This is a genomic window from Crocosphaera sp. XPORK-15E (assembly GCF_034931425.1).
In the GTDB taxonomy this organism is placed as follows: Bacteria; Cyanobacteriota; Cyanobacteriia; order Cyanobacteriales; family Microcystaceae; genus UHCC-0190.
This window is the reverse complement of the sequence record NZ_JAYGHQ010000016.1, coordinates 203,617-219,230: the sequence shown is the minus strand read 5'-3', so window position 1 is coordinate 219,230 and position 15,614 is coordinate 203,617. Positions and strand designations below refer to the sequence as shown.

Sequence of the window (15,614 nt, the reverse complement as noted above, 5' to 3'; positions counted from 1 at the left end):
TTTTTGTACGGTTGTTTAGACTTATAATATAACTCTACTAAATGGGAATTTTTGAAGATCATAAATCACTCATGAAATTGAATAGCTTTACAATCTTAAAGTACCCTGTTAATTTTAAAAATTAACAGGGTACCTACAAAAAGTTTGGATATTTATCAGAAAGCACGGGATGTTCAAAACTCCTGCTTTTAAACCGGAAATCTAATGGGTACTAGATAAACGGGGACTATGGCTATTCTGGCTAATTTGAGCTTGACTGGTGGTGGGAGGTGCTGACGGTGAGGCAGAAGCGTCTTGTAGTACCTCTGGATTAAACCGATAACCCACATTTCGCACCGTTTGAATTAAACTTGGTTGACGGGGGTCAGTTTCAATTTTCTTGCGTAGGGAAAGAACATGAGTATCGATGGTTCGGGGATTATCAATGGCCTCTGGCCAAGCTCTTTGGAGCAATTCTGCACGACTGAGGGGGTTTCCTTCTGCTTGGGCCAACACATACAATAAGCTAAATTCTTGAGGGGTTAAATCGACAAAATCCCCACGAAATTGTACGCGACGCTGTACTAGATCAATTTTTAAATCGCCATAATCCAAATAAAGTGGGGCAGAAGCAACCCGTAACCGTCTGATTAAGGCTTCAACCCTGGCCATAAATTCTTGCATACCAAAGGGCTTACTTAAATAGTCATCAGCCCCCGCATTTAGCCCTTTAACAATATCCTTTTCTGTATTGCGAGCCGATAGAATCATAATCATCGACTGGCGTTGTTGATGGAGCCATTGGCACAATTCCATGCCATCTCCGTCAGGAAGATCAGAGTCAAGAATAACTAAGGCGGGTTGGCGATGAGCAAAGGCATTACGCGCTTGGTGCAGGTTAGCGCATTGCTGAGCCATGTAACCTGCTTGTTGCAAATGCCAACCTAATAATGAGCGTAGGTGAGGATTCCCCTCAACGATAGCAATGTAAATCAGACTCACCTTAGTTCTCATCCTTCTAATTTGACACTCCTTAGCCTAGCAAACGTAATGTCAAGAATTTGTAACATTGGCTACGACGTTTCGGCTAAGTTCCGAAGAAAATATTAAAGTTTACAGTGTTTTGTCTTTTTTTGTTAACTTTGATCAGTAATTTCTATTGAGGTTGTTTTCAAATGAATGGCCAAAGGATAAAATAGAAGATATACAGAGGATGAAATTTTCTTAAATTCTTAGTCTTTATAAACATTCTAACTTGTTTTTCTGAGAATGATTCATTAGAATCAAGTTATTTCTTTTTTATCAACCCCCATTTAAAGTCGCCTAACCTAACAATTATGCTTCAAGATCCCCAGACCATTCGTTATTATCAAAAACTCACTGATGGCATGGTAGATCTATGGAATCGTGGTCGCCGTTTTGATGAAATTCAGTCATACATGGATGGCTACATCGCTTGTTTACGGCAGACAAACACCCTAGAATCCTATCTAATTCATCGCTTAGAGGAAGATGCGTGGCGGTTCTTCCGTGACCCTTCTAATTTTGAGTTAGCTGCCTTACAAACCCAAACAGAAGCGGATTATTACTAACATATTCTAGTTTAGTGGGGTAGGAAATTAATCTCCTACCCCAAATTGTCTTAAGCTTAAGAAGCTAAAGCCACTTCAACTTGCTGTTGCAACTCGCCTTTTTGGTACATTTCAAAGACGATATCGGAACCGCCAATGAATTCCCCATTGATATAAACTTGGGGAATGGTGGGCCATTCTGAATACTCTTTAATGCCCTCACGAATTTGGGGATCAGCTAAGACATCAACGGTTTCAAAGGGTACTCCCAAGGTACTCAAAATTTGTACTACATTGTTGGAAAACCCGCATTGAGGCATTAACTTGTTTCCTTTCATAAAGACCAAGATTTTATTGCTTTTGACTAATTGATCAATGCGCTCTTTAACGTCTGGGGTCATAACTACTCCTAAAAAATTTACTGACGATTCGATGCAAATCATGAAAAATGATAATGATGGCGCGGATCGGCCTTCAGTTTCGATGATGTTTATTGTAGCTTAGACAATTTATTGGGCCGCTTCCCAAGCTTGAGGGGTATAAGTCTTTAAAGCGAGGGCATGAATGGCCTCGGATGCCATTGCCTCTTGAAGTGCGCCATAAACTAGCTGATGCTGCTTGATCATGGTTTTACCTTCAAAAGACTGAGAAACCACGATCGCTTCTAAATGATCGCCCCCACCTGTGAGATCTCTAACCACCACCTGAGCGTCGGGGAGTTGAGCCTTAATCATGTCTTCAACTTGTGTGAGTCCAACCATGGAATTTTCCCCAAAAAACAAATACTAAATTTATTGTGACTTAATTTGTGTGTGTGAGACACCTTGAGAGGAGTCTGTCAGGAAATGATCATAAGAACAGTTGATTAGTTTTGGGGCGGTGCAGTTGTCCCCTCGTTACCAAAAGGCATATCCACAAAACCGAGTTCATATAATTGTTGATAGGATTTTTTGCCTAAGTCGGTGGTGGGGTTTTGAGAGCGAATAATCTGAATTAAGAGGGGAACAGCTAATTCTGGTTGATTTTGCGCCCGATGAACTAAGGCTAATTGATAAGTTGCGGAATCTCTCAGTTGTCCGGTTTTTAGGGCGTTGCTTCTTTGAGAATCAAAAATTTTTGTATCAATACCAGAGAAACTATTGGCGAGTTGGAGATGAAAATTAGATAATTGGTTAAAAATTTTGCGTGCTTGTTGCAGTTTCGTGACGGCTAAGCCATAATTTTCTTGATTAATGGCTTCATTGGCCTCACTCATCAATTTTTCTCCTCCTTGCAAACTGAGAAGGCTATCTGCTTGATTAAGAGGACGTAGATTATTAGGATCAGTGGGATCATCAACTTCTTCTTCTGTACCTGTATCTGTTGGTGTTTGGGCTAAGGGAGCATTCTTGACGGGAAAAGCTTGAGCATAATTAGCGTTTGGTGTTCCGATTCCTAGAATACAGGAGAAAGCAAGGACACTCGATAAGCTGAGGGAGAAAATTGACAACTTTAACATGAGATGACTAGATTAAGCAAAAAGATAAGACGACAATGGACGAATCTTTGAGGTATCTTAACATTTGTCTGGAACACCAATAGATCCCATTTGGTCTTTAGGCGATCGCGGATTGGTTATTTTAAGGAAGTCTGTTGAATCGCTAAAATGGCTGCTTGAGTGCGATCGCGGACATCTAGTTTCTGTAAAATAGCATGAACATGAACCCTGACTGTTCCTGTGGCAATGCCCAAGTTAAGAGCAATTTCTTGATTGGTTTTTCCCAGAGCAATTAAACCTAAAATTTCCTGTTCTCTTTGGGTCAAAGGATTATCAATAACTTCAATTGTATCTGTATTTATAACAGGTTTTTGAGCAAAAACAGCGCGAATTTCTGTTGTCCCTGTTTGATCCCACCAAGATGCTCCCGTAGCAACAGAACGTAAGGCTAAGATAAGATGTTCTGCTTCAATTCCTTTGAGACAATAACCATTAACTCCGATAGCAATTAGACGTTCAATTAAGGATTTTTGGGAATGGGAAGTTAAGACTAAAATGGGTAAATTCGGATGCTGTTGTTTAATTTGACGACAAGCTTCTATTCCCCCAATTCCAGGTAAACCAATATCAAGCAATACCACATCAGGTAAATACTGATTGGTGAATTCTACGGCGGTTTCACCATCACTGGCTTCTGCGATGACTTCAATATCAGATTCTCGCTGAAGACGGGTCACAAGTCCTAATCTAAACAGTTCATCATCTTCAACTAATAAAAGTCTTAACGGGTTAGAAATTGTCATAACAATCATCCATTATTGCAGGTAAACGACAGCCAAAAATGGCTCCTTGGGGATAGCGAACTTCTGCCCAAATTTTACCACCATGAGCTTCAACAATTTGGCGACTTAAATATAGTCCTAACCCTGAACCTTTTGCTTGGCGATCGCTAACTCCTTGGTAAAATCGCTCAAATAATTGGGGTAGTTCTTCTTTCGTAATGCCTAAGCCATTATCTATGACTAAAATTTGTTGTTCATCTCCTTTTGATTCGAGTAAAATTTCAACATTACTGCCTCTTGGTGAATGGTTAATAGCATTACTCAAAAGATTAATAAAAACCCGTTTGAGTTGCCAAGCATCTCCTTTTACCCAAAGTCTATCGCCTATTATATTAATATGAATGCGACGGGATTGGGCTAAATCAGTTAAACTTGCAATAATTTCATTTAATAAGGGTCTTAAATTAACAGGTTTTGGGTCAATTTTTAAGCCTTCATTATCATTCCGATAAATATCAAGAACGGTTTCGACTAATTGTAAAGTAGATTGATGGGAACGACTGATCATCTCTAAAATTTTTTGTTGTTTTGGGCTGACTTGACCAAAGGAACCCAGTTGAAAAGATTTTAAGGTTTCTATTGCTCCCAATAAAGGGGTTTTTAAGTCATGGGTGAGAGTAGAAACAAAATCTTCTCGCATTTGAAAAAGTTGTTCTTGTGCCTTAATTTGTGCTTGCTGATTGGCAATTTTTTCTTCATAATTGTGATTTTGAACACTTAACCAACCTGTTACCAATAGAGCAACCATCGCAATAATTCTATTAGCAATGGTTGATAGGTTATGAATTTCAAGCACAGGAATAAATAAATTTAGTAATGTCAAAGTTGCTGTTGTTACAGTTACTAAAATTACAAAATTACGATTTATATGGGTATTAGCTAATAAAATTGCCCCTGTATAAAGATAGCCAAAAACATAAGCAGAAGGCGTTGCGTATTCCATCACAATGACGACGGTAACAATAGAGATAATTAAACCATAAGAATAAGAACTTTGATGAGTATAGGAGGAAAATACTTTTCTGATAAAAGAGATGGTTTTTGACATTTTTATGATTTTTTCTGGCACAATTAGATTAATAACTATTATATAGCGTTATTCTTTGTTCTCTTTTTCTCAACAGTCTGTTTAAAATCTTACCTATATCACCGGATATAGCTGGACTATATTGGTCAATATATTATCGTCAATTTAATCTATATCCAAGTAATACTAAAAAAATAAAATCACTATAAACATAAAATATTTATAAGCATAGATTCCCAAAAAGCTAGTCCAGACTATAATTAATAATGTAATTCATTGCTCTTTTGATTAAGCAGGAAATTATCATGGTTCAAGGCTTCATTCAAATAGCCATAACCTTACTGCTTTTGCTGATAATTGTCCCGATTTTCGGTAACTATATGGCAAAAGTATATCTTCAGCAAAAAACCTTATTAGATCCTATTTTATTGCCCCTAGAAAAGCTAATTTACCTTATCAGCGGGGTTCGCTCCCAACGAGAAATGACAGGTTGGCAATATGCTAAAAGTGTCATTTTCAGTAATTTAGTGATGGGGATTTTTGTGTTTTTGCTCTTCTCTTTTCAGGGAAGTTTACCCTTAAACCCGACTCAACTTTCTGCCCCTAGTTGGGATTTAGCTCTACATACAACTATTTCTTTTTTAACGAATACTGATCAACAACATTATTCAGGAGAAACTACCTTTAGTTACGGCAGTCAAATGTTGGCATTAGGGTTTTTAATGTTTACCTCAGCCGGAACAGGAATAGCGGTTGCTATTGCCTTTATCCGAGGATTAACAGGACAAGGACTCGGTAACTTTTATGTCGATTTAACCCGATCTATTACCCGTATTTTACTGCCAATTTCTTTAATTTCTGGCATTATTTTATTAAGCCAAGGTATCCCTGAAACCCTTGCTCCTCCTGTAACTTTAACAACTTTAGAGGGTGCAACTCAAACTATTGCAAGAGGCCCTGTTGCTCATTTTGAAAGTATTAAACAATTAGGAGAAAATGGTGGGGGATTTTTTGGAATTAATTCTGCCCATCCTTTTGAAAATCCCAATGGTTTGACTAACTTAATTGAAACTTTATTAATGATCTCAATTCCGGCTTCTTTAATTTATACATACGGAGTCATTATTAACAATAAAAAACAAGCATGGCTCATCTTTTGGATGGTCTTTGTCATCTATGTTTTCTTAATCGGAATAACCGCCATAGGAGAGTATCAAGGAAACCCTTTAATTAACAATTTATTAGGCACACAACAGCCTAATTTAGAAGGAAAAGAAATTCGGTTTGGATGGGCGCAAACCGCACTTTGGGCAGTGAGTACCACCGGAACCATGTGCGGCGCAGTCAATGGAATGCACGACTCTTTAATGCCATTAGGCGGCTTTTCCACCCTATTTAATCTATTTTTACAGATTATCTGGGGAGGACAAGGGACAGGAACTGCCTATCTCTTTGTTTTTCTCATTCTTACCGTCTTTCTCACAGGGTTAATGGTCGGGCGATCGCCGGAATTCCTGGGACGCAAAATTGAAAAACGGGAAATTGTCTTCGCCAGCGTTATCTTATTGGTGCATCCCTTCGCTATTCTCATTCCTGGCGCGATTACTCTAGTTTTTCCAGAAATTCTGTCTGGTATCAGTAATCCTGGCTTTCATGGCGTTTCCCAAGTGGTCTATGAATACGCCTCTGCTGCGGCCAATAATGGCTCAGGGTTTGAAGGGTTGGGAGACAATACCCTGTGGTGGAATTTGACCGCCAGTGTTGCCATGTTAGCCGGTCGCTACATTCCGATTATTGCGCTATTACTATTAGCAGAGAGCATGAGGCAGAAACAGCCTATTCCTGAAACAACAGGAACCCTGAGAACGGATACAGGCTTATTTACCTTCGTTACGGCGGGTGTCATCCTCATTTTAGGGGCGTTGACTTTTTTGCCTGTTTTAGCTCTAGGCCCCATTGCAGAAGGGTTTAAGTTATAGCAGAAGGCAACAGGGAACAGGCTTCCGTGAGCGTCAGCCGAACGGCAACAGTAAAACCTTTGTTATACCTGGGTTTGAGCCTTGAAAAATGTCCTAATTGCCTTGGCTACTGCTATAGCTTCCTAGGGGCGCAATGCTTGGGCCCAAAAACCAGATAAACTGCAAAAATTTGCCAAAAACCATGAAACAAGAGCCAAAATCAGAACAAACGAAAAAACTCCCCCATCAACCCACTCGTTCTCGTCATCGTCAACAGAAAAAGCAACAGCGAGTTAGTACCCAAGGTTTATATAAACGAGCGATTAAAGATGCGTTTATTAAGCTAAATCCCAAGATTATGCTGAAAAACCCTGTAATGTTTGTCGTTTGGGTAGGAACAATCATCACGGCATTGTTAACCCTTAATCCTGAGCTTTTTGGCACAGTTTCTGGGGAAAATCAACGATTATTTAACGGATTAGTCACAATTATCCTCTTTTTAACTGTTCTCTTTGCTAACTTTGCTGAAGCAGTGGCAGAAGGCCGAGGAAAAGCCCAAGCAGACTCCTTACGTTCCACCAAAGGAGATACCACCGCCCATCGCCTACTGGCCAATGGTTCAACAGAAGAAGTCAGTTCCACCCAATTGCGTAAAGGGGATAGATTGAAAGTTATTGCAGGAGAAATGATTCCTGCTGATGGGGAAGTGATAGAAGGAGTCGCTTCTGTCGATGAATCAGCAATTACGGGAGAATCTGCCCCTGTTTTAAAAGAACCTAGTTCCGATGTCGCTAGTTCTGTGACGGGAGGAACAAGAATCATTTCTGATGAATTAATCATCAAAGTAACCGCCGACCCAGGAAAAGGCTTTTTAGAAAGGATGATTGCTTTAGTAGAAGGGGCAGAAAGAACCAAAACACCGAATGAAATTGCTTTAACTGTCTTATTAGCTGTATTAACCCAAGTATTCTTAGTTGTCGTCGTTACTATTCCCCCTATCGCTAATTATGTGGGTAGTCCTGTTGGTATTGTCACTCTAGTCGCCTTACTGGTTGCCCTCATTCCTACCACCATCGGCGGATTATTAAGTGCGATCGGTATTGCCGGAATGGATAGAGTGGCCCAGTTTAACGTCGTAGCAACTTCTGGACGGGCAGTAGAAGCCTGTGGAGACATTAATACCCTGGTTTTAGACAAAACAGGCACAATTACCCTCGGAAACCGTCTAGCAGAGGAATTTATCCCTGTTAATGGTCATTCTCAACAGGAAGTCGCCCAAATTGCCCTGGCCGCCAGTTTGTTTGATAATACGCCGGAAGGAAAATCTATCGTTAAATTGGCGCAGCAATTAGGAGCATCGATTAATTTTGAGGAAAATGATGCAGAAAGTGTCGAATTTTCCGCCAGAACCCGCATGAGTGGGACGAATTTACCCGATGGGACAGAAGCCAGAAAAGGGGCAGTAGATGCGATTAAAGGCTTTGTACGGTCACGAGGGGGGAATTTTGCTGCCGATCTGACGGAGGCTTACGAAAAAGTCTCCCATCTTGGGGGAACGCCCTTAGCGGTTGCTCTTAATGGGGAAGTCTATGGGGTGATTTATCTCAAAGACATTATTAAACCTGGAATGCGAGAACGCTTTGATCAGTTACGACGCATGGGAGTGCGAACAGTGATGTTAACGGGAGATAATCGCATTACAGCTTCGGTAATTGCCCAAGAAGCAGGGGTGGATGACTATATTGCTGAAGCAACCCCCGAAGACAAAATTCGTGTGATTCAGCAAGAACAGGCTAAGGGTAAGTTAGTCGCCATGACAGGGGACGGAACTAATGATGCACCTGCTTTAGCCCAAGCAAATGTGGGGTTAGCGATGAATTCTGGGACACAAGCGGCGAAAGAAGCCGCAAATATGGTAGATTTGGACTCTGATCCCACTAAATTGATTGATTTAGTGACAATTGGCAAACAATTACTCATTACCAGGGGCGCATTAACCACCTTTTCTTTGGCCAATGATATCGCCAAGTATTTTGCCATTATTCCGGCCATGTTTGCCACCGCAGGGTTAGGAAGCCTTAATCTTATGGGGTTAGCCAGCGCACAGTCTGCCATTCTCTCTGCTTTAATTTACAACGCCTTGATTATTCCTGCTTTGATTCCCCTTGCCCTCAAAGGGGTCAAATTCCGTCCTCTCAGTGCAAATCAATTGTTACGGCGTAATATCCTCATTTATGGATTAGGGGGCATTGTTGCGCCATTTATTGGCATTAAATTGATTGATTGGGGGGTTGTTGCTATTGGGTTAGGATGATATTTAGTTGATCACAACTTCTTTACTTTTAACCAAAACTATACTGAACTTGGAATAAGCTGTTAAGCATTTAGATTGCTTATTTTGACAACAACTAATTAAAATGTAAGTCAGGTATAGCAATGCTTTGGCAGTTTTTGCAAAATTTACAATACGTCGTTTAAATGCTTAACAGCTTAGTAATTTGTACTTATGTTAGCAACAGTAAAACAAACAGCAACAATATGATGAAACCCCGACCAGCAAATAAACCGCATAGCGTCTATTTATCAACTCGAACCCATATTTGTCCTCATTGTGGCTATTCCCATGAAGAAAGAAAAGATAAGGGAGGAGCTAGGGTGTGGTTAGAGACTTATTTTGATGTCAAAGTTTTGGTTAATGAGAATTGGAATCCGCCAAAGAATCAAGAAGTAAAAAACGGTTGAAATAAATCATGAAAAATATTCATTTAGGTCAATTTACGGTGGTTGTTTGGGGAAAATGCTCAAAACATCCCATTGCCATCTCTCTTTTCCTTGCATTGTGCTTCAATTTAATTCTTTCTCCTGTTATCTATGGAGCAACTGGAGCCGCAATTACTCGTAATACGGCTTACGCTTTAGGTATGCTTCTGCTAGTAATAGTTAGTTTATCTTTCTATTTATTTGTAGTCATTTTTCAACCAGAGCGATTTTAAACCTAACAATTAATTTTTTGAAGAACAATCACCCTAAATATAGGAGATACAACAATGGTGAAAGATATCATAATTGGTCTTCGTAGTACCCTAATTCTTTGGGTATTAACGGCACTAATTTATCCTTTTTTGATGATTTTTATCGGTCAAACTGTCTTTCCTTATCAAGCCAATGGTAGCTTAATTACAGACAATCAAGATCAGGTGATTGGCTCGGCTTTAATTGGTCAAACTTTTACATCTGATCGCTATTTTATTTCTCGTCCCAGTGTGATTAATTATAGTGAAGGGGGAGACGCACAACCTACGGGAATATCTGGTGCTAGTAATTTAGCCCCTAGTAATCCTGACTTAATTAAACGGGTTGAAAAAACGATATTTGACCTACAACAAGCGCAAATTAAACCGACTGCTGACTTACTTTATACTTCTGGTTCTGGTTTAGATCCTCATATTACCCTTGAATCTGCCCTTCTTCAAATACCCCGTATTGCAGCTAGTCGTAATATTGATAATAATCAATTGGAAATCCTGATTACAAAGCACATAGATGGGCGATTTTTAAGTATTTTCGGCGAACCTGGGGTTAATGTACTAAAGCTTAATTTAGCATTGGATAGTTTATAGTTTAACGATAATATAGAATCAGAAGATTATCGTATTTTAATTTGTAACTTATGTTGAAAAAATTGATTCTCAACAACTGGAAAAGTTTTCGGGAGGCAGAATTAGAAATTAATGCTTTAACGATTCTAATTGGGACTAATGCGAGTGGTAAATCAAATGCGCTAGATGCGCTTGCTTTCTTAAATCGTACTGTTCAAGGTATTGATTTACAATCTGCCTTAGCTGGTGATAATAAAATAGCTGGAATTCGTGGAGGAGTTGAATGGGCGGCCCTAAAACCTAACCATCAATTTACCTTAAAAATTTTAGTAGGAACTGATGATGAACGCACAGACTACTTATATAGTATTACTGTTGAAACAACGCCGCGAGTTCAATTAGTATCCGAGTCTCTAGACAGAATAAAAAAACGTCCGACAACTGACAAAAATCCCTACCAAATCCACTTATTTTGGACTGATACGGTTTTACAAGAAAATCCTAGTATTACCGCAAGACTTTATAATAAAAAAAAGGGGAAACCGCAAGAAATGCACCGTTCTATGTCAATTTTAAGTCAATTAGAAATTACCAAAACTATTACACAAGAAATTACAGAAGGTATCGAAGTCGTGTCGCAAGTTCTTAGTAGACTCTTTATTTTAGAGCCGCTTCCATCCCTGATGCGTGACTACTCACCTTTAACTGAAAATCTCTATAGTGATGCCTCCAATATAGCGGGAGTTTTAGCTGCTTTAAAAGCTGATAAGAAAGCTGAAATTGAAGAAGCTATTTCAAGCTACGTAACTCAATTACCAGAAAAAGATGTGCGTAAAGTATGGGCAGAAACGGTCGGAAAATTTAATACAGATGCTATGTTATATTGTGAAGAATTTTGGGTGAGCGATCATGATCCTACCATAGTTGATGCAAGAGGAATGTCTGATGGTACATTACGATTTTTAGCAATTTTAACTGCTCTACTCACTCGACCAAAAGGAAGTCAGATTGTGATTGAAGAAGTAGATAATGGTTTACATCCTTCTCGATCCGGCCTATTATTAAAAATGCTTTTAGATATTAGTGAACAAAGGACAATTGATGTTCTTGTAACGACTCATAATCCGGCTATACTCGATGAACTTCCCTTAGAACTTGTCCCTGATGTTGTGGTTGCTCATCGTGATCTCAGTACAGGAGATAGCCAACTAACCTTACTGGAAGATTTGAAAAATTTACCAAAATTGATGGCATCTGGTTCCTTAGGAAAAGTGACCTCTCAAGGGTTAATTGAACAGAGTTTTAAGATAAACTAAGAGGCAAAAACATGGCGAAAGTTTTGATTTTTGATACCTCAATTCTCTGTGTTTGGCTACAAATACCTGGTAAAGAAATTTGCGGCTCTGATGAAGATCCTTGGAATCATGATAGAGTTAAAGAAATTATTGATAAAGAAAGAAAAGCCAATACAACTTTTATTCTACCCTTAGCAGCGATTATTGAAACAGGAAATCATATTGCTCAAGCTCAATCTCAACGATATGAAAAAGCGCAAGAATTAGCAAAATTAATGATACTTGCAGCTGATCAAACAACTCCTTGGGCTGCTTTTACAGAACAATCGGTATTTTGGCAAGCAGATGGACTCAAAAAGTTGGCCGAAGTTTGGCCTCCTTTAGCTAATCAGAGGTTAGCAATGGGAGATGCCACAATTAAAGATATTGCTGAGTATTATCATCGTTTAAAGATGGAAGTTGAAATTTTGACAGGAGATCAGGGCTTAAAATCCTATGAACCGACTCAACAACAAACTCAAAATACAAGTTACAGTCAAAGACGACGTAGAAATCGCTCTTGAACCTCCACTGCCGTTCATGCGAGTGGATTCCCATATAGACTCATAAATTCTTGTTAACTTGATAATCCTAGTGCGTATTTCATGATTAAGCCAAATGAATCCCTTTTTTCAGCATCTCATCGCGGAAAACACCGAATTTACATCGGAATGGCTCCTGGTGTCGGCAAAACCTACCGAATGCTTCAAGATGCTCAAGCTCTTAAAGAAGAAGGAATTGATGTAGTAATAGGATTACTTGAAACCCATAATCGGGAAGAAACTGCCGAACAAGCAGAAGGATTAGAAAAAATTCCTTTATTAGAGGTTAATTATCAAAATAAAAGCTTAAAAGAGATGGATGTCGAGGAGATTTTAGCCCGTTCTCCCCAACTTGTTTTAGTCGATGAACTGGCCCACACTAATGTCCCTGGATCGGTGCGAGAAAAACGCTATCAAGATGTAGAATATCTCCTAAAATCGGGGATAGATGTCTTTTCTACCGTCAATATCCAACATTTAGAAAGTGTAAAGGATTTAGTGACTAAGATTACTGGAATTGTCGTTAGGGAACGGATTCCCGATCGCTTGTTAGATGAAGCAGATGAGGTGGTAGTCGTTGATGTAACTCCCGAAATCCTTCAAGAACGACTAGAAGATGGCAAAATTTATGATGTTCATAAAATTGAGCAATCTTTAACTAACTTTTTCCAGTACCGTAACTTAGTTGCTTTACGAGAATTAGCGTTTCGAGAAGTTGCTGATAATTTAGAAGAATTAGCTGAAGAACAGTCAGGAAAAAAGGGATCTAATGGTATTCAAGAACGAATTTTAGTCAGTATCTCGACTAACCCCCATTCTTCTCGACTGTTACGAAGGGGTGCAAGATTAGTTAGTCAATTAAAAGGGCGGCTATATGTTTTATTTGTTTCCGATCCTGATCGCTTTCTCACTAAGGATGAAACCCTTTACATTGAAATGTGTGAAAGCTTGTGTCAAGAATTAGGGGGAGAATTTTTGCGGGTGTCTCATTCTGATGTGGTTAAGACGATCACTGAAGTCGCTCAACAATATCATATTACTCAAATTGTTATTGGACAGACTCGACAGTCTCGTTGGAAACTCTTGCTCAAGGGTTCAATTGTACAACGTCTTATTAGATCCCTTAAGGATATTGATTTACACATTATTGCCACGACTAACAACTAATTTACCTAATCGGATTCCCTGAAATATCATAAATCATGATATCCCATTGCCCATCTTTAGCTACTTCAAAGGCAATTTCCGTCCCATCAGCATTAATCGTCGGATTACGAACTTCTGCTGCTAAATTCTCAGTTAAATTGCGTTTTTGTTCCGTTTGACGATCGTATAAATAAATATTAGATTTACCTTGACGACTACTGCCAAAAACCAGATAACGACCATCTTCAGAAATCGAAGGATGAGAGGCAATTTCATCTAAAGAATTTAACCCTGGTAAAGCAATTAATTGACGTTTTTGAGCATCAAATAAATAGACATCTTGGGAACCATTTCTATCAGAAACAAACACAATATAAGTCGAAGTAATTTGAGGATCTAATTCCGCAGAACGACTATTTAAACTACGCCCTCCCGCATCAACTGGAAAATTTAACAGGCGAGGATAACCCGTACAACCCCCTAAAATACTGCTGGTTGCTACCATCAAAATAATAACAAAACGTTTCACAGGCTAAGGCTTTTCCACTGGAGTACCATCAGGAATATCTAACTCAATTAACGGGCCACGATCAAACACTTCAAGATCCCATTGGCCCCGTCGTGCTGTTTCAAAAACGATGTAGCGTCCGTCAGAACTAATATGAGGGTTTCTCACCCAATTGCGATACCCTTGGGTTAACAATTCCGCCCGTCGGGTGGCACGGTCATAAAGAGCCACATCTGGTCTTCCCTGAATACTAGAAATATACACCAAATAGCGTCCCGTGCGGCTTAAACTTGGACTTTCTAAAATAACATTACTTTGATTTAACCCTGGAAGATTAATAAACCCTTCCCCGCGCAGATCATATACTAAAATCTCGCTGGTACCATTACGATTTGATACCAGGGCCAACCAGCGGCCATCCCCACTTAAGGCGGGCTGCTCATCATTGTAACGACTGTTCAGGGTTGTTGGGGGTTGAGGACGATTAAAAACATCACAAGCTGACAGTAAACTCAGCAGACAAACCCCTGTGACTCCCCATAACCAGCGATAACCAAGGCCAAAAAGCGAGTTTGCGGTCACTGTTCATCAATTAATAATCAAAACGCTCGGTATTTGGGTTATCTTCAGGGCGATCGCCGCCATACCCTTCATCTGATGGTTTAGTTCCCTTTCTCCGTTCCGTTTCCGGTTTATCAATGGGTTGATAATCTACATAATCAGCGGGAGTCGCTTCTGGGGAACTAGGAGTATAACCCCTTTCGTCTGCTGGAGGACGGGGACGAGGTTGACGGGAAGGACGACGAGTCGATGTTTCAGGGGGGGTTCCTTCTGGACGGGGACGACTGGGACGACGGTTTTTGGGACGTTCTTCCCACATATCATCACCATTATCCCAAGCATCATAACCCTCGACTGGGGGACGACTGGGACGGGGTCGCCGTTTGGGGGTCGGTTGGCGATCGCCATAAGGTTCAGCCGAACGACGACTACTTCTAGGACTCCGAGGCTCTTCCTCAGTATAACTGTTACTGCGACTGCCTTTCGGTTCCGCATAACCTCTTAAACGAGGATTATTGCGAGAGACGGGTTCGTCTTCTTCATAGGGTTCAATGCGATCTAACTCAGCGTCAGTATAGACTCGTGTTTTACTGACACGACGTTCATCATCGACAAAAGAAGAACCCCGTCTTGCTTGTTCGGTAGTGGCCCCCCGTAAGCGAATGCTTTCCACGGCAAAAAAGACGGCCGACCCCGTTAAGAGGAATTGACCGAATTGTAAAATGGGATCGAGTCGCCATCCTTGAAACAGGAGAATTAAGCCACACAACAACCCAACAGCGGCAAAAAAGATATCGTGATCTCTCGATAATTCTGGACGAACAGTGCGTAAGAAGTATAGCCCTGCTCCAGCCACCGCTAGAAAGATACCGAGAATACTGGCTGAGTTCAGCCCAAAGTTAACCATTATTGCTCTCCATTCTCTTTTCTATATTAAATGTTGCCAGAGGACTCCCGTTACACCGACTATAGGAGGTTAGCGGTGAGATGAATGGCAACGAACAAAGAAATTGACCGAAGGAAATCCGTTTTTGGCAAGCGTTTAATATAATCACGGACAACCTCTGTAA

At 40.1% G+C, this 15,614-nt stretch carries 18 protein-coding genes; 9 read left to right on the top strand and 9 right to left on the bottom strand.

Features of this window, described 5'->3' with window-relative positions; translation table 11 throughout:
* Window positions 1-201: 201 nt before the first annotated feature.
* The gene (locus VB691_RS18550) at window positions 202-981 is read right to left on the bottom strand and encodes a response regulator transcription factor (protein WP_323293004.1); all 780 of its coding nucleotides are present in this window, start codon (window positions 979-981) and stop codon (window positions 202-204) included.
* A 335-nt stretch (window positions 982-1,316) separates the two neighbouring features.
* Between VB691_RS18550 and VB691_RS18545 the strand changes: the two genes are divergently transcribed.
* A complete protein-coding gene (locus VB691_RS18545; RefSeq protein WP_323293003.1) occupies window positions 1,317-1,571 on the top strand; it encodes a DUF6761 family protein in 255 nt (84 codons plus the stop codon).
* A 56-nt stretch (window positions 1,572-1,627) separates the two neighbouring features.
* Here VB691_RS18545 and grxD read toward each other — a convergent pair whose 3' ends face one another.
* The 5 genes from grxD to VB691_RS18520 all read right to left on the bottom strand — a co-directional run bounded on the left by grxD (window position 1,628) and on the right by VB691_RS18520 (window position 4,917).
* Window positions 1,628-1,951 carry a Grx4 family monothiol glutaredoxin gene (gene grxD, locus VB691_RS18540; RefSeq protein WP_323293002.1) on the bottom strand — a complete coding sequence of 108 codons (324 nt, stop codon included), beginning with the start codon at window positions 1,949-1,951 and terminating at the stop codon, window positions 1,628-1,630.
* 108 nt (window positions 1,952-2,059) lie between these two features.
* Entirely contained in the window at window positions 2,060-2,311 is a 252-nt protein-coding gene (locus VB691_RS18535; RefSeq protein WP_323293001.1) for a BolA family transcriptional regulator, read from the bottom strand.
* Window positions 2,312-2,415: 104 nt separating this feature from the next.
* Complete coding sequence (locus VB691_RS18530; protein WP_323293000.1) at window positions 2,416-3,048, bottom strand: hypothetical protein; 633 nt, start codon at window positions 3,046-3,048, stop codon at window positions 2,416-2,418.
* A gap of 116 nt (window positions 3,049-3,164) precedes the next feature.
* Complete coding sequence (locus tag VB691_RS18525; protein WP_323292999.1) at window positions 3,165-3,830, bottom strand: response regulator transcription factor; 666 nt, start codon at window positions 3,828-3,830, stop codon at window positions 3,165-3,167.
* The gene (locus VB691_RS18520) at window positions 3,817-4,917 is read right to left on the bottom strand and encodes a HAMP domain-containing sensor histidine kinase (protein WP_323292998.1); all 1,101 of its coding nucleotides are present in this window, start codon (window positions 4,915-4,917) and stop codon (window positions 3,817-3,819) included. Before VB691_RS18520 ends, VB691_RS18525 begins: the two co-directional genes overlap by 14 nt.
* Before the next feature lie 284 nt (window positions 4,918-5,201).
* Here VB691_RS18520 and kdpA point away from each other — a divergent pair, with 284 nt between their 5' ends.
* The 8 genes from kdpA to VB691_RS18480 all read left to right on the top strand — a co-directional run bounded on the left by kdpA (window position 5,202) and on the right by VB691_RS18480 (window position 13,496).
* Entirely contained in the window at window positions 5,202-6,875 is a 1,674-nt protein-coding gene (kdpA, locus tag VB691_RS18515; protein WP_323292997.1) for a potassium-transporting ATPase subunit KdpA, read from the top strand.
* Window positions 6,876-7,056: 181 nt separating this feature from the next.
* On the top strand, window positions 7,057-9,168 hold the full coding sequence (gene kdpB, locus VB691_RS18510) for a potassium-transporting ATPase subunit KdpB (protein WP_323292996.1): 2,112 nt from the start codon (window positions 7,057-7,059) through the stop codon (window positions 9,166-9,168).
* Window positions 9,169-9,392: 224 nt separating this feature from the next.
* Window positions 9,393-9,596: a hypothetical protein gene (locus VB691_RS18505; protein WP_323292995.1), complete on the top strand. Its 204-nt coding sequence runs from the start codon at window positions 9,393-9,395 to the stop codon at window positions 9,594-9,596.
* Window positions 9,597-9,604: 8 nt separating this feature from the next.
* Window positions 9,605-9,847 carry a potassium-transporting ATPase subunit F gene (locus tag VB691_RS18500; RefSeq protein ID WP_323292994.1) on the top strand — a complete coding sequence of 81 codons (243 nt, stop codon included), beginning with the start codon at window positions 9,605-9,607 and terminating at the stop codon, window positions 9,845-9,847.
* 54 nt (window positions 9,848-9,901) lie between these two features.
* Window positions 9,902-10,474: a K(+)-transporting ATPase subunit C gene (kdpC, locus tag VB691_RS18495; protein ID WP_323292993.1), complete on the top strand. Its 573-nt coding sequence runs from the start codon at window positions 9,902-9,904 to the stop codon at window positions 10,472-10,474.
* A gap of 50 nt (window positions 10,475-10,524) precedes the next feature.
* Window positions 10,525-11,769: an AAA family ATPase gene (locus VB691_RS18490; protein ID WP_323292992.1), complete on the top strand. Its 1,245-nt coding sequence runs from the start codon at window positions 10,525-10,527 to the stop codon at window positions 11,767-11,769.
* 11 nt (window positions 11,770-11,780) lie between these two features.
* Complete coding sequence (locus VB691_RS18485; protein ID WP_323292991.1) at window positions 11,781-12,311, top strand: hypothetical protein; 531 nt, start codon at window positions 11,781-11,783, stop codon at window positions 12,309-12,311.
* An 81-nt stretch (window positions 12,312-12,392) separates the two neighbouring features.
* Window positions 12,393-13,496, top strand: a complete 1,104-nt coding sequence (locus VB691_RS18480; RefSeq protein ID WP_323292990.1) for a universal stress protein — start codon at window positions 12,393-12,395, stop codon at window positions 13,494-13,496.
* A gap of 1 nt (window position 13,497) precedes the next feature.
* Here VB691_RS18480 and VB691_RS18475 read toward each other — a convergent pair whose 3' ends face one another.
* From VB691_RS18475 to VB691_RS18465, 3 genes are all read right to left on the bottom strand, one after another.
* The gene (locus VB691_RS18475; RefSeq protein ID WP_323292989.1) at window positions 13,498-14,004 is read right to left on the bottom strand and encodes a Tol biopolymer transporter periplasmic protein; all 507 of its coding nucleotides are present in this window, start codon (window positions 14,002-14,004) and stop codon (window positions 13,498-13,500) included.
* A gap of 3 nt (window positions 14,005-14,007) precedes the next feature.
* Window positions 14,008-14,502 (bottom strand): TolB family protein, encoded by a 495-nt coding sequence (locus tag VB691_RS18470; RefSeq protein WP_416245292.1) that lies wholly within the window; start codon window positions 14,500-14,502, stop codon window positions 14,008-14,010.
* Between the two features lie 73 nt (window positions 14,503-14,575).
* Entirely contained in the window at window positions 14,576-15,451 is an 876-nt protein-coding gene (locus VB691_RS18465) for a Ycf66 family protein (RefSeq protein WP_323292987.1), read from the bottom strand.
* Between the last annotated feature and the right edge of the window lie 163 nt (window positions 15,452-15,614).